At 68.7% G+C, this 16,377-nt stretch carries 18 protein-coding genes; 8 read left to right on the forward strand and 10 right to left on the reverse strand.

What is annotated here, in order from left to right:
* Nucleotides 1–41: 41 nt before the first annotated feature.
* Nucleotides 42–1,700 carry an AMP-binding protein gene (locus ACFSVL_RS46170; RefSeq protein ID WP_378314464.1) on the reverse strand — a complete coding sequence of 553 codons (1,659 nt, stop codon included), beginning with the start codon at nucleotides 1,698–1,700 and terminating at the stop codon, nucleotides 42–44.
* Between the two features lie 163 nt (nucleotides 1,701–1,863).
* Between ACFSVL_RS46170 and ACFSVL_RS46175 the strand changes: the two genes are divergently transcribed.
* From ACFSVL_RS46175 to ACFSVL_RS46190, 4 genes are all read left to right on the forward strand, one after another.
* Nucleotides 1,864–2,601 (forward strand): ESX secretion-associated protein EspG, encoded by a 738-nt coding sequence (locus ACFSVL_RS46175; protein ID WP_378314465.1) that lies wholly within the window; start codon nucleotides 1,864–1,866, stop codon nucleotides 2,599–2,601.
* 56 nt (nucleotides 2,602–2,657) lie between these two features.
* Entirely contained in the window at nucleotides 2,658–3,404 is a 747-nt protein-coding gene (locus tag ACFSVL_RS46180) for a PhzF family phenazine biosynthesis protein (RefSeq protein WP_378314467.1), read from the forward strand.
* Nucleotides 3,404–3,775 (forward strand): YccF domain-containing protein, encoded by a 372-nt coding sequence (locus tag ACFSVL_RS46185; RefSeq protein WP_344264824.1) that lies wholly within the window; start codon nucleotides 3,404–3,406, stop codon nucleotides 3,773–3,775. The genes ACFSVL_RS46180 and ACFSVL_RS46185 overlap by 1 nt, the downstream gene beginning before the upstream one ends.
* Nucleotides 3,776–4,012: 237 nt before the next feature.
* A complete protein-coding gene (locus ACFSVL_RS46190) occupies nucleotides 4,013–4,573 on the forward strand; it encodes a dihydrofolate reductase family protein (protein ID WP_378314469.1) in 561 nt (186 codons plus the stop codon).
* On the opposite strand, the gene ACFSVL_RS46195 is transcribed toward ACFSVL_RS46190, so the two are convergent.
* Nucleotides 4,570–5,364 (reverse strand): metallophosphoesterase, encoded by a 795-nt coding sequence (locus ACFSVL_RS46195; RefSeq protein ID WP_378314471.1) that lies wholly within the window; start codon nucleotides 5,362–5,364, stop codon nucleotides 4,570–4,572. The genes ACFSVL_RS46190 and ACFSVL_RS46195 overlap by 4 nt on opposite strands.
* A gap of 37 nt (nucleotides 5,365–5,401) precedes the next feature.
* Nucleotides 5,402–6,196, reverse strand: a complete 795-nt coding sequence (locus ACFSVL_RS46200) for an HAD-IIA family hydrolase (protein ID WP_378314473.1) — start codon at nucleotides 6,194–6,196, stop codon at nucleotides 5,402–5,404.
* 193 nt (nucleotides 6,197–6,389) lie between these two features.
* Here ACFSVL_RS46200 and ACFSVL_RS46205 point away from each other — a divergent pair, with 193 nt between their 5' ends.
* Nucleotides 6,390–8,156 (forward strand): multicopper oxidase domain-containing protein, encoded by a 1,767-nt coding sequence (locus tag ACFSVL_RS46205; protein WP_378314475.1) that lies wholly within the window; start codon nucleotides 6,390–6,392, stop codon nucleotides 8,154–8,156.
* A 128-nt stretch (nucleotides 8,157–8,284) separates the two neighbouring features.
* On the opposite strand, the gene ACFSVL_RS46210 is transcribed toward ACFSVL_RS46205, so the two are convergent.
* Genes ACFSVL_RS46210 through ACFSVL_RS46230 form a run of 5 tightly spaced genes read right to left on the reverse strand, consistent with a single transcriptional unit; the run spans nucleotide 8,285 to nucleotide 11,880 of the window.
* Complete coding sequence (locus ACFSVL_RS46210) at nucleotides 8,285–9,364, reverse strand: sulfate/molybdate ABC transporter ATP-binding protein (protein ID WP_378314477.1); 1,080 nt, start codon at nucleotides 9,362–9,364, stop codon at nucleotides 8,285–8,287.
* On the reverse strand, nucleotides 9,361–10,128 hold the full coding sequence (locus tag ACFSVL_RS46215; RefSeq protein WP_378314598.1) for an ABC transporter permease: 768 nt from the start codon (nucleotides 10,126–10,128) through the stop codon (nucleotides 9,361–9,363). The genes ACFSVL_RS46210 and ACFSVL_RS46215 overlap by 4 nt, the downstream gene beginning before the upstream one ends.
* 55 nt (nucleotides 10,129–10,183) lie before the next feature.
* Nucleotides 10,184–10,987 carry a molybdate ABC transporter substrate-binding protein gene (gene modA / locus ACFSVL_RS46220; protein ID WP_378314479.1) on the reverse strand — a complete coding sequence of 268 codons (804 nt, stop codon included), beginning with the start codon at nucleotides 10,985–10,987 and terminating at the stop codon, nucleotides 10,184–10,186.
* Complete coding sequence (locus ACFSVL_RS46225) at nucleotides 10,984–11,388, reverse strand: TOBE domain-containing protein (RefSeq protein WP_009083933.1); 405 nt, start codon at nucleotides 11,386–11,388, stop codon at nucleotides 10,984–10,986. The genes modA and ACFSVL_RS46225 overlap by 4 nt, the downstream gene beginning before the upstream one ends.
* A 33-nt stretch (nucleotides 11,389–11,421) precedes the next feature.
* A complete protein-coding gene (locus ACFSVL_RS46230; protein WP_378314481.1) occupies nucleotides 11,422–11,880 on the reverse strand; it encodes a MarR family winged helix-turn-helix transcriptional regulator in 459 nt (152 codons plus the stop codon).
* An 86-nt stretch (nucleotides 11,881–11,966) separates the two neighbouring features.
* Here ACFSVL_RS46230 and moaA point away from each other — a divergent pair, with 86 nt between their 5' ends.
* From moaA to ACFSVL_RS46245, 3 genes are all read left to right on the forward strand, one after another.
* Nucleotides 11,967–13,031: a GTP 3',8-cyclase MoaA gene (gene moaA, locus ACFSVL_RS46235; RefSeq protein WP_378314483.1), complete on the forward strand. Its 1,065-nt coding sequence runs from the start codon at nucleotides 11,967–11,969 to the stop codon at nucleotides 13,029–13,031.
* Nucleotides 13,032–13,034: 3 nt separating this feature from the next.
* Nucleotides 13,035–13,316, forward strand: coding sequence for a MoaD/ThiS family protein (locus tag ACFSVL_RS46240; protein ID WP_378314485.1), 282 nt, complete (start codon nucleotides 13,035–13,037; stop codon nucleotides 13,314–13,316).
* A 663-nt stretch (nucleotides 13,317–13,979) separates the two neighbouring features.
* Nucleotides 13,980–14,606: a LysM peptidoglycan-binding domain-containing protein gene (locus ACFSVL_RS46245; protein WP_378314487.1), complete on the forward strand. Its 627-nt coding sequence runs from the start codon at nucleotides 13,980–13,982 to the stop codon at nucleotides 14,604–14,606.
* 297 nt (nucleotides 14,607–14,903) lie between these two features.
* Here ACFSVL_RS46245 and ACFSVL_RS46250 read toward each other — a convergent pair whose 3' ends face one another.
* Together ACFSVL_RS46250 and moaC are read right to left on the reverse strand one after the other, a co-directional pair.
* On the reverse strand, nucleotides 14,904–15,827 hold the full coding sequence (locus ACFSVL_RS46250; protein WP_378314489.1) for a molybdenum cofactor biosynthesis protein MoaE: 924 nt from the start codon (nucleotides 15,825–15,827) through the stop codon (nucleotides 14,904–14,906).
* Complete coding sequence (moaC, locus tag ACFSVL_RS46255; protein WP_378314491.1) at nucleotides 15,824–16,294, reverse strand: cyclic pyranopterin monophosphate synthase MoaC; 471 nt, start codon at nucleotides 16,292–16,294, stop codon at nucleotides 15,824–15,826. Before moaC ends, ACFSVL_RS46250 begins: the two co-directional genes overlap by 4 nt.
* Nucleotides 16,295–16,377: the final 83 nt, after the last annotated feature.

Raw genomic sequence — 16,377 nt, forward strand, 5'->3', positions numbered from 1 at the left:
TAGACCGGCGGCCGTCCACATCGGACGGCCGCCGCTTTACTTCACGCGTGCTTCTGCGCAGCCGCCTGCTCCAGCCCGAGCAACGTCACCGACTGCTGGCGCATTTCGACCTTGCGCACCTTTCCGGTCACCGTCATCGGGAATTCCTCGACCACATGGATGTAGCGCGGGATCTTGTAATGCGCCAGCTTGCCCTGGCAGAACTCGCGCACCGCTTCGGCGGTCAGCGGCTCCACGCCCTCGCGCATCCGGATCCAGGCCATCAATTCCTCGCCGTACTTGACGTCCGGCACGCCGATCACCTGCGCGTCCAGCACATCCGGGTGGGTGTAGAGGAATTCTTCGATCTCGCGCGGGTAGATGTTCTCGCCGCCGCGGATCACCATGTCCTTGATCCGGCCGGTGATGTTGAGATATCCCTCGTCGTCCATGATCGCGAGGTCGCCGGTGTGCATCCAGCGCGCGGCGTCGATCGCCTCGGCGGTCTTTTCCGGTTCCTCCCAATAGCCGAGCATCACCGAATAGCCGCGGGTGCACAATTCGCCCGGGGTGCCGCGCGGGACGGTCAGGCCGGTGTCCGGATCGACCACTTTGGACTCCAGGTGCGGCCCGACCCTGCCGACCGTGGACACCCGGCGCTCCACCGAATCGTCGGCGCGGGTCTGCGTGGACACCGGCGACGTCTCGGTCATGCCGTAGCAAATGGACACCTCGGTCATCCCCATCCGGTCGATGACCTGCTTCATCACCTCGACCGGGCAAGGCGAACCGGCCATGATGCCGGTGCGCAGCGAGCCGAGGTCGAACGTCTCGAAGTCCGGATGGTTCAGTTCGGCGATGAACATCGTGGGCACGCCGTAGAGCGACGTGCAGCGTTCGGCGGCGACCGCGGCGAGCGTGGCCTTCGGGTCGAACGCCGGGGCCGGGATGACCATGCACGCACCGTGGCTGGTGCACGCGAGATTGCCCATCACCATGCCGAAGCAGTGGTAGAAGGGCACCGGGATGCACACCCGGTCTTCCTCGGTGTAATTGCACAGCTCGCCGACGAAATAGCCGTTGTTGAGGATGTTGTGATGGCTGAGCGTCGCGCCCTTGGGGAACCCGGTGGTGCCGGATGTGTATTGGATGTTGATCGGATCGTCCGCGGAAAGCCCGGCCTGCAATTGGGCGAGCCGCGCCGGGTCGCCGCCGCGGCCGGATTCCATCAGGTCCGTCCACGAGGAGGTGCCGAGCAGCACGACCGCCTCGACGCCGGGACAATTCGGCCGGACTTCCTCGATCATCGCGGCGTAATCGGACGTCTTGAACTTGTCCGCGGCCACGAGCATCCGGATGCCTGCCTGGTTGAGCACGTACTGCAATTCGTGCGAACGGTAGGCCGGGTTGATGTTGACCAGGATCGCGCCGATTTTCGCCGTCGCGTATTGAAGGAACGTCCATTCCGCCCGGTTCGGCGACCAGATGCCGACGCGGTCGCCCTTGCCGATGCCGGACGCGAGCAGCCCGTGCGCGAGGGTGTCGACCTCGGCGGCGAGTTCGCGATAGGTCCAGCGGGCACCTGCCTCGCGGTCGACGAGCGCGTCCCGGTCGCCGAACGCGGCCACCGTGCGGTCGAAATTGTCCCCGATCGTGTCGCCGAGCAGGGGGACGCTGGAGGTCCCGGAGGCGTAACTCGGCAGTGCAGGCGCGTCAGGCATGGGTGCCTCCCGTGGCGGTCTTCTTCGACGAAGATGAGTCTAAGCTCGGTTTCGGACCTTTCCGCCACCCTCGTTATGGGGTGGGCTCGCACGAGCGGCTGATGGTCGTGCGCGTTCCGCTACCCTCGGTGCGGGTTGTATCGCGCACGAGGGGACTGGGACGTTGCCAGAGGAATTCTCCCTGGGCTGGACCGAGACCGACGTGGCCGTGCGGCGCACCGGACTGCCCGCGTCGTGGCATCCGTTCGAGATCCGCAGCGCGGGCGCGACGATGACCGAGCACAACCGGCTGGCCGAGGAAGCCTGGACCGCGCTGCGCGGCCGGGGCCTCGCCGACGCGGAGAAACTCGACCGTGACGTCGAAGCGACTCTGCGCGCCTGGACGCGGCCGGATGTGCTGATCATCGTGCGCGCGGCCGAACTGCCGTCCGGGACCGTGCTGTACCGCGCGTGCATCGGCGAGGGGCTCGGCGTGTTCTCCGAACAGGCCGACGACGGGCTGCGCTTCCGCCAGGTCCGGCCCGAGCGGCTGGTGGACCTGGTGCTGAGCATGTTCCCGCCGTATCCGGCGCTGCCGGTGTCCCCGGTGGCGATCACCCAGGCACCGCCGCCGAAACGCGACGCCGAGGCTCCCGCGCCCTCCCGCCGGGACCTCGACGCGCTGGCGGGGTACTCGCAGTGGCCGTTGCACCGGCACGGAACCGTGGAACTCTCTATGCGGCCAGGACAAGGCACGCTGCGCCCGGTCTCGACGGCGACGTTCGTGGACACCGACGGCGGGCGGTACCTGACGTTCTCGGAACCGCTTTCCGACGGCGGGTTCCGGCTGCACTTCACCCCGTCTACCGGAGCACACCTGCGGAAATGGCTGCTGGAGACGATCGAAGAGGGCGTGCGCTGAGAATTCAGGGCTAATCCCCGATGCCCTCGCCCGCTCCGCCGGGCAGGATCGGCCTCATGGATTTCCATCTAGTCGACGCCTTCACCGACCAGGCCTTCGCCGGCAATCCGGCGGGCGTCGTCGTGCTCGACCGGCCCGCTGACGCGAGATGGATGCAGCAAGTCGCGGCCGAGATGAAGCACTCCGAGACCGCCTTCGTCGTCAACTCCGGCGAGGGCGCGAAGTCGCTCCGCTGGTTCACCCCGACCGACGAGGTCTCGCTCTGCGGGCACGCCACCATCGCGGTCACGCATGTGCTTGGCGGACACCAGGTTTACGACACCCTCAGCGGCCAGCTCACCTGCACCAAGGCCGACGGCTGGATCGACATGGACTTCCCCGCCGACCCGCCCGTCGAGACCGACGAGAACCTCTCGCACATCCTCGACGCGCCCGTGAAGTTCGCCGGACGGACCCGCGAGAACCTCTTCGCGGTGCTCGACAGCGTCGAAGCCGTCCAGAACGCCCAGCCAGACCTCGCCGCCCTCCTCGACACCTGGACCGGACGGCTCATCATCACCGCACGCGGCGACGATTTCGTCAGCCGGTTCTTCGGGCCCGGCGTAGGCGTCGACGAGGATCCCGTCACCGGATCCGCCCACTGCTCGCTGGCCCCGTACTGGGCTGCGCAGCTGGGCGAAACCACGCTCGTCGGACAGCAAATCTCGGCAAGAGGAGGCACCGTGCGCACCGAAATCCGCGACGACCGCGTGCTGCTGCGCGGACAGGCCGTCACCGTGGCGAGCGGGGAGCTGTACGTCTGATGCGACTGATCCTGAACGTGATCTGGCTCGTCCTCGCCGGTTTCTGGATGGCGCTGGGCTACCTGCTGGCCGGAGTCATCTGCTGCGTCCTGATCGTCACGATCCCGTTCGGCATCGCGTCGTTCCGGATCGCGAACTACGCGCTGTGGCCGTTCGGCCGGACCGTCGTCGACCGGCGTGAGGCCGGGGTCGGTTCGTTCGTGGGCAACGTGATCTGGTTCCTGGTCGCCGGGCTGTGGCTCAGCATCGGCCATCTCGTCACCGGGGTGCTGCAGTGCATCACGATCATCGGCATTCCGCTGGGGCTGGCGAACTTCAAGATGATCCCGATCTCGCTGATGCCGCTTGGCAAGGAGATCGTGGACGCCTGAGGGGGACTTGCGGGCTGAGCCCCCACGCCCGGAACCCAAGCTGGGTGGCCCCACGCCTGCTGGATCATTGACGCCCGCATGGCCTATCCGAAGGTCCGTGAAGGGAACCCTGAGGGAATCAGAGTCTGTGAAGGTTCCCCTCACGGACGGCCAAACCCCGCGCCCGCCGCATCGGCCCGCCTACCGACAAATATTTTTGTCTTGACAAGCCGAACCATCGGTCGCAAGCTATGCCGCATGACGAACGCACGCAAGCTGATCCTGGGTTTCTACGTCTCACTGGACGGCAAGAGCGCCGACGCCGACAACGGCATCCGGGACATCATGATGACGACCGACGACCCCGAGCAGGAGAGATACTTCGTCGACCGGCTATGGGAGGCTGATGCCTTCCTCATGGGCCGCAACACTTACGAGGCCATGGCAGGCTTCTGGCCCACCTCCGACCACCCCTCGGCCAAGGCGATGAACGAGATCCCGAAGGTCGTCTTCTCCAAGACCCTCGCCACCGCCGACTGGCCCGAGACCCGGATCGCCAGCGGCGACCTCGCCGAAGAGATAGCCAAGCTCAAGGCCGAACCCGGCAAGGACCTCGTCGCCGCGGGCGGTACCGCGTTCCTGCACTCGCTGATCAAGCTCGGCGTCGTCGACGAGTACCGGCTCTGGGTGCTCCCCGCCGTCACCGGCAAGGGCGCGGCACTCTTCCCGGAGCTGGACGAGGCCCGGCGGCTGCGGCTGGTGAAAAGCACCGCCTTCCCGTCCGGGATCCTCGAACTGCGTTACGCCCCGGCGGACTAATCCTCCGGCTCGAACGGCAGCTTCACCACGAGGCACGGCCCGCCGACGAACAGCCCGCCGTCGATGCCCAGCGCCTTGCCGCCGGCGTAGAGGTACGGGCCTTCGATCTGCGTCGGGTGGATGCCCAGCTGGTCGGCGATCACGCTGTGCCCGTGGACGATCCGTGAGCCGCCCAGTGCGTCCAGCAGCCGGTCGGCGTTTTCCTCGCCGTCCGGGCCGCGGAAGGCGTACCGGGTGGTCATCCGGCGCCACACGTCCCACCAGGCCTCGATGTTGCTGCCGGACAGGATGTCGTGCGCGGTGGCGTTGATCCCGTCGAGGTCCTCGCCCCAGTCGAGGTACTCGAGGGTGTCCGAGTGCAGCAGCAGGTGGTCTTCGTCGACCGCGACCAGCGGGCGTTCGGTGAGCCACTCGATGTGCTCGGGGGTGAGCCGGTCCTGGTCCGACAGCAGGCCGCCGTTGATCTCCCAGCTGCGCGCGAAACTGCGCGGGCCGAAGTCGGACGGCACCGGGCGGTCGCCGAAGTGGTACATCCCCAGCAGCAGGATCTCGTGGTTGCCGAGCAGCATCTGCACCGATCCGCCCGCCTCGGCCGCCTGCTCCTGCAGGTCGCGCACGAGGTCGATGACGCCGACGCCGTCCGGGCCGCGGTCGGTGAAGTCGCCGAGGAACCACAGCCGGTCGGCGACGCCGGCCCAGTTGCCGTCGCTGTCGACCAAGCCCTCGGCGCGCAGTGCGTCAACCAGGGCGTCCCGGTGCCCGTGGACGTCGCCCACCACATAGACGCTCATTGTTCGACGATATGCCCTGTTCCCGGGCGGTGGGCGGTCAGCCTTCGCCGAACGGGTCGAGCGTTCGCCCGATCAGGTCGGCGATCGAGCCGAGCACCTTCGTCGGCCGGTACGGGTAGTTCTCCACCGATTCCTCGTTCGAGATGCCGGTGAGCACCAGGATGGTCTGCAGCCCGGCCTCGATCCCGGAGTGCACGTCGGTGTCCATCCGGTCGCCGATCATGAGCGTCGACTCCGAATGCGCGCCCAGCCGGCGCAGCGCCGAGCGCATCATCAGCGGGTTCGGCTTGCCGACGTAATAGGGCGAGCGGCCGGTGGCCTTCTCGATCAGCGCCGCGACCGAGCCGGTGGCGGGCATCGAGCCCTCAATGCTCGGGCCGGTGGCGTCCGGGTTGGTCGCGATGAACTTCGCGCCGCCCTCGATCAGCCGGATCGCGCGCGTGATCGCGCTGAAACTGTACGTGCGGGTCTCGCCGAGCACGACGTAATCCGGATCGCGTTCGGTCAGCACGTAGCCGACCTCGTGCAGCGCGGTGGTGAGCCCGGCCTCGCCGATCACGAACGCCGAGCCGTTCGGCCGCTGCGAGGCGAGGAACTTCGCGGTGGCCAGCGCCGAGGTCCAGATGGACTCCTCGGGGATGTCCAGACCAGTGCGCAGCAGCCGCGCGCGCAGGTCCCGCGGGGTGTAGATGGAGTTATTGGTGAGCACTAAAAAGTCGATCTCGTTGGCCCGCAGTTCGGCGAGGAACTCGTCCGCCCCCGGGACGAGATGCTCCTCCTTGACCAGCACGCCGTCCATGTCGGAGAGATACGTCCACCGGCCTTCGCTCATGCGCGAAAACCTATCACGCGCGCGAGGCACCTGCGGCATACGACGAAAACGGCTACAGTGGAAATTGCCGGTAACGCGAGGGGAGTCGCGCTTCCGGTTACCGAGGGGGCTCGGGGGAATCTGTTTAGTAAGCACCGGTGTAATCGCCGTTGCGTAATTCTTCGCGCCCCTTGCATTGAAGGGGGATAACCTGATGACCGAAATCGTCGACCGCCCGTCCACCGCGGGCCCGATCGCCGATCCCACCTGGGGACTTACCAAGTTCCTCGACCCGTTGCCGGTTCCGCCGGTGCTGCGGCCGCCGTGGTGGGGGCAAGACATGATCACCATTCCGATGGTGGCGAAGCAGCAGCAGCTGCACTCGCAATTGCCGCCGACTCCATTGTGGACCTATGCGGGACAATTCCCGGGGCCGACAATCGAAGTGCGCAGCGGTAAACAGCTACGAATTTCGTGGTCGAACGAAATAGAGGGCCCGTTCCCGCTGGTCGCCGTTCAGGGCCCGGCGGACGACAACCCGGCCAGCAGGCCCGGCCGCGAACTCCACAAGGACGGCTACAAGATCGTCGACGGCGTAGCGGACCTGCCCGCCTGGACCGTCGTGCACCTCCACGGCGCCCGCACCAACGCGGGCAACGACGGCTGGGCGCACAACGCGGGTCTCAGCGGGACTTCGCAGCTCACCGAGTACCAGAACCGGCAGCAGGCGATGCCGCTCTGGTACCACGACCACGCCATGGCGATCACCCGCTTCAACGTCCACACGGGCCTGGCGGGCATGTACCTGATCCGTGACGAGGAGGAGGACTCGCTCGGCCTGCCGCGCGGCGACCGGGAGATCCCGCTGATCATCGCCGACCGCAACCTCGACACCGGTCCGGACGGCCGCTTCACCGGACAGCTGCTGTACAAGTTCCCGTACGTGCCGAACGGGCCGATGCTCCCGTTCACCGGCCCGTTCACGCTGGTCAACGGCATGATCTGGCCGCACCTCGACGTGTCCGCGCGGTGGTACCGCTTCCGGCTGCTCAACGCCTCCAACGCGCGGTTCTACACGCTGAACCTCGTCGACGAGAACAACGTGCCGCATAACGAGGCGGTCCGCCTGATCGGCACCGACGGCGGCCTGCTGCCCGCTCCCGCGGAGCTGCCGTCCGGCGGGCTGGCCGTCGCGCCCGCCGAACGGTTCGACCTGCTGATCGACTTCAGCCGGTTCCGGGGGAAGAAACTCAAGCTGCGCAACGCCGATCCGCGGCTGGGCGGGGTCGAACCGGACGTCATGGAGTTCCGGGTGGACGGCCGTCCGAAGCACGATTCCTTCGAGCTGCCCGAAAAGCTCTCGACGTCCTACGTCCGGATCAAGCACGGTTCGACGCTGCCCAAGGACCATGACCACGTCTGGGTCGCGCTGCTGCTCAACGCCAGCGGGCACCCGGAGATGTGGGACCTCGAACAGGTCGAGCACGACCCCGGCGGCAAGGGGATCATCCAGGTCAAGGACCCGGCGGGCGGGCTGAAGACGTTCAAGATGATCGGCCGGATCTTCGACGACACCACCGGCATCTTCATCAACCACGACAAATGGGCGGTGTGGAACATCCTGCACGTCGGCGGGCCCCCGCACCCGTTCCACATTCACCTGACCGAGTTCCAGGCGCTCTTCCGGCGCAAGTTCACCTCGACCTTCGACTCGGCGACCGAACGCACCACCGCGCCGATCGACGGCTTCACCGACGTTCCGCTGGAGAAGTACGAGGAAGGCTGGAAGGACACGATCATCGTGAACCCCGGCCAGTGGGTGAGCGTCGCCGGGCAGTTCAGCGGTGGCACCGGCCAGTTCATGTACCACTGCCACATCCTCGACCACGAGGACGAGGGCATGATGCGGCCGTTCGTCGTGCACCCGCCGGAGGTGGCGAAGTTCCACGTCCACCCCGGCGGCCACCACCACGAGGGCTGACCAGGGGGGACGAGCGCCCCAATGCCACATTGGGTGCATCTGACGCACCCAATGTGGCGTTCGGTGCGTCCCACGCACCCAATGCCACATTGGGGCGGCACGGGCCCGGGTCAGCAGGGGCGCTCGGGTCAGGAGGCCGCGGCCGGGTGTACCGCCACGGTCGCGGCCTTCACCGACAGCGTCACCGCCGAACCGGGCTCCAGCTCCAGTTCGGCGACGGCCGCCGGGGTGAGGTCGGCGGTCAGGCCGTGCGCCCATCCGGCGCCGGAAGCCCGCACGCGGATCACCGGCCCGTGCGGTTCCAGCGCGGCGACAACGGCGTCGGTCGTGTTGCGCGGGCTGCCCCGGTGGTCGCCGTCGTGCGGATAGACGGCGACGGCGTTCGGCTCGAACACCGCGACCGCCGCCTCGTCCAGCACCGTGTCCGGGGTCAGCAAGCCCGCCACCACTTCGCCGGACGGCACGCGCAATCCGTCCGGCACCGCCACTCCGGACACCAGGTTCAACCCGGCGATCCGCGCGGTGAACGCCGTCCGCGGCGCCGCGAGCACCTCACGGGTCGCGCCGCGTTCGACGATCCGGCCGCCGGCCATCACCGCGACGTGGTCGGCCAAGGCCAAGGCGTCCAACGGATCGTGCGTGACCAGTACGGTGGTCGGGCCGTCGCGCAGCACTCGGCGCAGCAGGCCGCGGATCGCCGGGGCCGAGTCCACATCGAGCGCGGCGAACGGTTCGTCCAGCAGCAGCAAATCCGGCGCGGACGCCAGCGCTCGCGCGATCGCCACCCGTTGCTGCTGCCCGCCGGACAGCTGGCTCGGCCGCCGATGAGCGAACTCCGCCGCATCCACCTCGGCCAGCCATCGCGAGGCGATCTCCCGGGCTTCAGCCCGGCTGGCACCCGTCGAGCGCGGCGAGAAGGCGACATTGTCCATTGCGGACAGATGCGGGAACAGCAACGCGTCCTGGGACAGCAGGCCGATCCGCCGTGCGTGCGGCGGCAAGTCGACGCCGTTCCCGGCCAGCCGCCGGTCGGCGAGCGTCAGGTCGGCCGAGGACACCGGCAGCAGACCGGCGAGGCTGCCGAGCACCGTGGACTTGCCGGAGCCGTTCGGGCCGAGCAGCGCGAGCACGGTGCCGCCGGGCACGGTGAACTCGACGTCGAGCGAGAACTCGCCGCGGGTCAGCGCGAGCCGTGCGGAGAGCGTCACCGCAGCCCGCCTTCCCACGACCGCGGCCGCGCGACCGCGATGACCAGGATCGCGACCACGATGAGCAGCAACGCGAGCGCGACCGCGCTGTCGATGTCCACTTCGGCCTGCGTGTAGACCTCGAGCGGCAGCGTCCGGGTCACGCCTTCCAGACTGCCCGCGAACGTGATGGTCGCGCCGAACTCCCCCAGCGCGCGAGCGAAGCTCAGCACCACGCCGGAGCCCAGCGCGGGAAGCAGCAACGGCAGCGTCACCCGGCGGAACACCGTCCACGGGCGCGCGCCGAGCGTCGAGGCGACCTGTTCGTAGCGGTCGCCGGAGCCGCGCAGCGCGCCCTCCAGGCTGACGACGAGGAACGGCATCGCCACGAACGTCTGCGCGATCACCACCGCAGCCGTCGTGAACGGCACCTGCTCACCGGTCAGCCAGTTGATCAAGATGCCGAGAAAACCCTTGCGGCCCAGCAGGTACAGCAGGGCAAGGCCGCCGACCACCGGGGGCAGCACGAGCGGCAGCAGCACGATCGAGCGCAGCATCCGCACGCCCGGCACCCGGGAGCGGGCCAGCACGATCGCCAGCGGAACGCCGAGCAGCACACAGGCCACTGTGGACAGTGCGGCGGTCACCAGGGACAGCCGGAGCGCGTTCAGAGACGAGGGCGTCACCAGCAGTGACGGCAGCCGGGACAGGTCGGACCGGACGAGAAGGCCGACGACCGGCAGCACCACGAGCGCGAGCGCGGCGACGGCGGGGAACCAGAGGATCAGGGGCACCCGGGCGTGCGGCGGCCGGGTCTCGGCCGCCGCGCCCGAGCGCGCCCTACTTGCCAGGGCCAAACCCGATCTTGGCCAGTTCGGCCTTGCCTTCGGTGCCGAGGATGAAGTCGCTGAACTGCTTCGCCAGCGCCGCCTGCGGAGCGTTCTTCACCAGCGCGATCGGGTACTGGTTCACCGCGCCCGAGGACTCCGCGAAGTCGACCTTATCCACTTTGCCCGCCGCCGACGTCGCGTCGGTGACGTACACCAGGCCGGCGTCGGCGTCGCCCGACTGGACCTTGGCCAGCACCTGCTTGACGTTCGTCTCCTCGCTCACCGGCTTGAGCGCCGTGCCGGTGCCCTGCTCGATCTTCTTCGTGGCCGCGCCGCACGGCACCTGCTCCGCGCACACCACCACGTTCAGGCCGGGCTTGGTCAGGTCGGCGAAGGTCTTGATGCCCTTCGGATTCCCCTTCGCCACGGCGATCGCGAGCTTGTTGGTGGCGAACACCGCCGGCTGGCCGTCGATCACGCCGTCCTGCACGGCCTTGTCCATGTTCTTCTGGTCGGCCGAGGCGAACACGTCGGCTTTGGCCCCGTTGTCCAGCTTCTGCACGAGCGACGAGGAGCCCTCGTAGTCGAAGGTGACCTTGACGCCCGGGTGCGCGGCCTCGAACTGCTTGCCCAGCACGTTGAACGACTCGGTGAGCGACGCGGCGGCGAAGACGGTCAGCGTGCCGCCGCCAGGGGCGGGCGCGGACGCGGAACCCGCACCCGGGTTAGCGCTGGGCTGGTCGCTGGAGCTGCAGGCACCGGCGAACAGCGCGATCGCCGCGGTTCCGGCGACGGCGATGGCGAGCTTCTTCATCTGGATCCTTCCGGGGTTTCCACCACGACGGTGGTCGCCTTGACCACGGCGACCGCGAGCACGCCCGGGCGCAGCCCGAGTTCGCGGACCGCCTCGGTGCTCATGAGTGACACCACTCGGTGCGCCCCGCACTGCAGTTCGACCTGCGCCATCACCTTGTCGGCGACGACCTCGGTGACCAGCCCGACGAAGCGGTTGCGGGCGGAGCGGCCGACCGCCGACGGATCGTCCGGCTCGCTGGCTTGCGCCCTGGCGAACCCGGCGAGCTGCGCGCCGTCGACGACCTTGCGGCCCGCGGCGTCGTCGGTCGCGGTCAATTGACCCGCGCGTACCCACCGGCGAACGGTGTCGTCGCTTACGCCGAGCAGCCGAGCGGCCTCGGACAACCGAAATTGCGGCATGCCCGGAACATTATCCCCGCAGATGCGGAAAAGCTATGCGGGGTGCGCGTTTTCGCGTAACGCTTCGAGCATTGCGAACTGATAACGCCCGATGACTTTCCGTTCTGCGGAAGTGAACTCCGCGAGCACCCCGGCGAGCCCCTCGGCGGCCCGTCCGGAGATCGCGCCGAGCCGTTCGCGACCGGCCGCGGTGATCGTCACGAGCACCTTCCGGCGATCGGCCCGGTCGCGTTCGCGGAGCACCAGACCGGACTTCTCCAGCCGGTCGAGCACACCGGTCACCGCACCCGTCGACAGGCCGGTGAGCTGCCCGATCCGGCCCGGGGTAAGGGAATCCGCGGTTTGCCCGGCGAGTTCGAGCGCCTGCAGTTCGGTCGCCGAGAGCCCCTCGCGGGCGGCGTCGCGCGCGTGCCGGAGGACGGTGTGCGTGCGCAGTTGCGCCGCCAGCGCCACGAAGTGAGTCAGCTCACTATTCGTCTCTCCGGTGCTCACCGAGTGCCTCCACATCGGAACCGAGGGTGGTTTCCACGTTTTGCGCAAGACTGCCTTTCCTGCTCGCGCAAGCTATCCTGAACACAATGACGGCAGTACATCTCGGGTTTCCTCGCGTCCCCAGCAACCGAGGCCCGTCCGGCACGCCCCGGCCCGAGCACCCCGGTCTCGTCGATTCCTTCGGCCGCGTCGCGACTGACCTGCGGGTCTCCCTCACTGACCGGTGCAATCTCCGCTGCACGTACTGCATGCCCGCCGAGGGCCTCGACTGGATGCCCAGCGACCAGGTGCTCACCGACGACGAGCTGGTCCGGCTCATGCGGATCGCGGTGGAAATGCTCGGCGTCACCGACATCCGGCTCACCGGCGGCGAACCGCTGCTGCGCCCGGGACTGGAGAACATCGTCGAGCGGATCACCGCGCTCGACCCGCGTCCCCGGGTCTCCATGACCACCAACGGGATCGGGCTGGCCAAGCGCGCCCCCGGCCTCGTCTCGGCCGGCCTCGACCGGATCAACGTGTCGCTGGACACCATCGACCGCGAGCGCTTCGCCGAGCTGACCCGCCGCGACCGGCTGCCGCACGTGCTGGCCGGCCTCGCCGCCGCCCGCGACGCCGGGCTGTCGCCGGTGAAGATCAACTCGGTGCTGATGCGCGGATACAACGAGCACGAGGCGGTGCCGCTGCTGCGGTTCTGCCTGGAAGAGGGCTACCACCTGCGGTTCATCGAGCAGATGCCGCTGGACGCGCAGCACGGCTGGAACCGCCGCGACATGATCACCGCCGAGGAAATCCTCGCGATGCTCGGCGAGGCCTTCACGCTCAGCCCGTTCCCGGCCCCGCGCGGCGGTGCGCCCGCCGAGCGCTGGCTGGTCGACGGCGGACCGGGCGACGTCGGCGTGATCGCGTCGGTAACCAGGCCGTTCTGCTCCGCCTGCGAGCGCACCCGGCTGACCGCCGACGGAGCCGTCCGCTCCTGTCTCTTCTCGAACGACGAGACGGACCTGCGTTCCCTCGTGCGCGCGGGCGCGCGCGATAAAGAGGTGGCGGACGCGTGGCGCGACACGATGTGGCGCAAGCTCGCGGGCCACGAGATCAACGAGGCCGGCTTCGCGCAGCCGATCCGGCCGATGAGCGCGATCGGCGGTTAAGCCATGACCTCTTCTTCTGTGCCCGCTTCCCCGGTGACAGTCGTCGTCCGGTACTTCGCCTCGGCGCGGGCCGCGGCGGGCACCGAAGAGGAGAAGGTGGAGCTGACGGCGGGCGCGACCGTGGCCGATGCCGTCCAGGCGCTGCGCGAGCTGCACCCCGGGCAACTTTCCCGCGTTCTCGACGCGGCGAGCTTCCTGGTCAACGAGGTGGCGGTACGCGATCGCGGCCGCGCGCTCAGTGACGGCTCCCACCTGGACGTCCTCCCGCCGTTCGCCGGCGGATGACCCGCCGGAAACCCCTCGTTCGCCCGGCTGAGCGCGCCGCTGTCCGGCGCAGCCGCCGCTTCCGGCCGATTGGTCCGGACCACGGCGAATGGCGGCACTGGCGCGCTGAGCGGTCATTACTCTTTATCCCTACTCTCCGAAGTGTTTCGCTCACGGCGTATTTGCGCAGCTCAAAGAACCACTCCGCGGGCAGTGGCCAGCAGTTGACGAGTGGTTTAGGGTGCCCCGCCTTATGTGCTGCGAATGGACCCTTGACGCGTTATCGACGTGACCCAAGCCTCACGATCCGTCAAATATCTCGGCAAGAAAACGGCCAGATAACGACGCGCTGACCAGCGCAAACAAGCGGATCGAGACAGGTTGCGTGCCGTTACTGTGACGTAGGTCACAGCCCGAATGATTTCCGATCACGCTCGGAATTACGTACCGTCGCTTTTCGGTTGGCCCCGACCGACCAAGCAACACCGGGAATCCGTAGCGCCCAGCTCTGTCCAACGGATCCCCGGACCCATACCCCGAGCGAAAGCATTTCCGGACAGAGACGAGGGGACGAAGACGGCGCGTCGTGCGACGTCCGCGTCAGCCGCCCGGCAACGGGCGGACGGGCTCCCAACCCGACCCGCAGCATCGTGCTCGTAGGCGCAGGAATCGAGAAGTTTTCAGATGTCTTACCGAGGCAAGCACCGCAAGATGTCCGCCGCCACCCGCACCATCGCCCGTGTCGCAGTCGCGGGTATCGCGGTCGGCGCCCCCCTCGCGATCGCCGCGACCCCCGCGTCGGCGACCAACTGGGACGCCATCGCGCAGTGCGAGAGCGGCGGCAACTGGAGCACCAACACCGGAAACGGCTACTACGGTGGCCTCCAGTTCACCCAGAGCACTTGGAAGGCCTACGGCGGCACCGGCAGCCCGCAGGGCGCGTCGCGTGAGCAGCAGATCGCCGTCGCCGAGCGCGTCATGCAGGGCCAGGGCCCCGGCGCGTGGCCGGTGTGCAGCAAGAAGGCCGGCAGCTCGGCCTCCTCGCACAAGGCGACCCCGAAGAAGAGCACGACCAAGTCGGCTCCGAAGCAGAAGAGCGTCACTCCGAAGAAGGTCACCAAGCCGGTTGCCGCGCTGGTCGCGAACTCCAACCCGAACGGTGACTACACCGTCAAGGCCGGCGACACGCTCTCGAAGATCGCCAAGGAGCACGGCGTCCAGGGCGGCTACCAGAAGCTGCAGGACCTGAACAAGCAGTACGTGTCGAACGCGAACTTCATCGTGGTCGGCCAGAAGCTCGCCACCAAGTGAACCCTGGCCTCCTCGTGAGGCTGGTTCCGGCGCAGCCGCTGCTGTGACAGAACGCCCGAAGGGCCCCACCGCGTCAAATCCCCTGGCGGTGGGGCCCTTCGTCGTGTCCAGGCTCGTGCGTGCCTAGGCCGGTTCTCACCGGCCTACGCACGCACGAGGCGGGTCAGGGCCGGGCGCGACTCCTGGCGAAGCGGCGGCAGCGGACGTGGTCGTCCGTGAGGGCCACCTTCACAGACCCTGATTCCCTCAGGGTTCCCCTCACAGACCTTCGGATATGGCCATGCGGGATCAGGGGGGTCAGGGCGAGTTGACCCATTCGTCGGTGCCGTCGGTGAAGTGCTGGTGCTTCCACACCGGAAGCCGCGCCTTCACCTCGTCCACCAGCTCCGCGCACGCGGTGAACGCCTGGCCACGGTGCTCGGCGGCGACCGCGCAGGCGAGCGCGACGTCGCCGATGGCCAGCGCGCCGACGCGATGGCTCACCGCCACCGCCCGCACGCCCTTCCAGCGCCCCGCCAGGTCGTTGACCACCTCGGCGAGCACGTCTCGGGCCGTCGGGTGGCCTTCGTAGGTCAGATCGCGCACGCCCTTGCCGCCGTCGTGGTCGCGGACCACGCCGGAGAACGTGACCACGGCGCCCGCCGCGTCGTCCTCCACCAGCTGCGCGTGTTCCTCGACCGAGAGCGGCTGATCGCTCACGTCGGCGCGCAGGATCCGGACCGCCGGGCCGGACGGCGCCGCCTCGCGCGGGTGGTCTCCACCGGCGAGCTGGTCCACCGCGTGGTCGAGGATGTCCGTCAGCACCCGCAGACCGTCCTTCACGCCGCCGCTCGACCCCGGCAGGTTCACCACCAGGGTCCGGCCCGCGACTCCGGACACGCCGCGCGACAGCACCGCGGTGGGCACCTTCGGCAGCCCGGCCGCGCGGATCGCGTCCGCGACGCCGGGCAGCTCGTAGTCCAGCACCGCGCGGGTGACGTCCGGGGTCCGGTCGGTCGGCGAGATGCCGGTGCCGCCGGTCGTCAGGATCACCTGCACGCCGTCGGCCACCGCGGCCCGCAGCGCGACGCCCACCGGATCGCCGTCCTCGACCACGACCGGCGGCGGCACGTCGTAGCCGCGGTCGGCCAGCCAGGCGACGAGCACCGGGCCGGTCTTGTCCTCGTAGACGCCTCGCGCGGCGCGATTCGACGCGACGATGACGCGCGCGGTCTTGGTCATGGCCGCTCCCAGGTCCCGGTCTTGCCGCCGTCCTTGCGCAGCAGCCGGACGTTGTCGAGCGTCGCGGCCGGGTCGACGGCCTTGATCATGTCGTGCAGCGTCAGCCCGGCGACCGCGACGGCGGTAAGCGCTTCCATCTCGACGCCGGTGACGTCCTTGGTCTTGGCCGTCGCGCGGATGCGCACCGCGGCACCGTCCAGTTCGAACTCCACCTTGACCCCGGACAGCGCGATCTGGTGGCACAACGGGATCAGCTCGGGCACGCGTTTGGCGCCCATGATCCCGGCGATCCGCGCGGTCGCCAGCGCGTCGCCCTTGGGGAGGCCGTTGGCCGAAAGCAGGCCGACGACCTCCGCCGTGGTGTGGACGGTCCCGCCGGCCAGCGCGGTGCGCGCGGACGCCGTCTTGCCGGAAACGTCGACCATCCGGGCAGCGCCGGACTCGTCGACATGGCTGAGTTCACTCACGCAGGCGAGGCTACTGCGCAACTTCGCCCAAAGTCCGTGAGGGGAACCCTGAGGGAATCTGATTCCCTCAGGGTTCCCCTCAC

It is taken from the genome of Amycolatopsis silviterrae (assembly GCF_042684085.1).
GTDB lineage: Bacteria > Actinomycetota > Actinomycetes > Mycobacteriales > Pseudonocardiaceae > Amycolatopsis > Amycolatopsis silviterrae.

What these genes read in the sequence shown, in the direction of transcription:
- ACFSVL_RS46170 (WP_378314464.1), bottom strand. Translation starts at nt 1,700, where the DNA reads ATGCCTGACGCGCCTGCACTGCCGAGTTACGCCTCCGGGACCTCCAGC.
- ACFSVL_RS46180 (WP_378314467.1), top strand. Translation starts at nt 2,658, where the DNA reads ATGGATTTCCATCTAGTCGACGCCTTCACCGACCAGGCCTTCGCCGGC.
- ACFSVL_RS46185 (WP_344264824.1), top strand. Translation starts at nt 3,404, where the DNA reads ATGCGACTGATCCTGAACGTGATCTGGCTCGTCCTCGCCGGTTTCTGG.
- ACFSVL_RS46190 (WP_378314469.1), top strand. Translation starts at nt 4,013, where the DNA reads ATGACGAACGCACGCAAGCTGATCCTGGGTTTCTACGTCTCACTGGAC.
- ACFSVL_RS46195 (WP_378314471.1), bottom strand. Translation starts at nt 5,364, where the DNA reads ATGAGCGTCTATGTGGTGGGCGACGTCCACGGGCACCGGGACGCCCTG.
- ACFSVL_RS46200 (WP_378314473.1), bottom strand. Translation starts at nt 6,196, where the DNA reads ATGAGCGAAGGCCGGTGGACGTATCTCTCCGACATGGACGGCGTGCTG.
- ACFSVL_RS46205 (WP_378314475.1), top strand. Translation starts at nt 6,390, where the DNA reads ATGACCGAAATCGTCGACCGCCCGTCCACCGCGGGCCCGATCGCCGAT.
- modA (WP_378314479.1), bottom strand. Translation starts at nt 10,987, where the DNA reads ATGAAGAAGCTCGCCATCGCCGTCGCCGGAACCGCGGCGATCGCGCTG.
- ACFSVL_RS46225 (WP_009083933.1), bottom strand. Translation starts at nt 11,388, where the DNA reads ATGCCGCAATTTCGGTTGTCCGAGGCCGCTCGGCTGCTCGGCGTAAGC.
- moaA (WP_378314483.1), top strand. Translation starts at nt 11,967, where the DNA reads ATGACGGCAGTACATCTCGGGTTTCCTCGCGTCCCCAGCAACCGAGGC.
- ACFSVL_RS46240 (WP_378314485.1), top strand. Translation starts at nt 13,035, where the DNA reads ATGACCTCTTCTTCTGTGCCCGCTTCCCCGGTGACAGTCGTCGTCCGG.
- ACFSVL_RS46245 (WP_378314487.1), top strand. Translation starts at nt 13,980, where the DNA reads ATGTCTTACCGAGGCAAGCACCGCAAGATGTCCGCCGCCACCCGCACC.
- ACFSVL_RS46250 (WP_378314489.1), bottom strand. Translation starts at nt 15,827, where the DNA reads ATGACCAAGACCGCGCGCGTCATCGTCGCGTCGAATCGCGCCGCGCGA.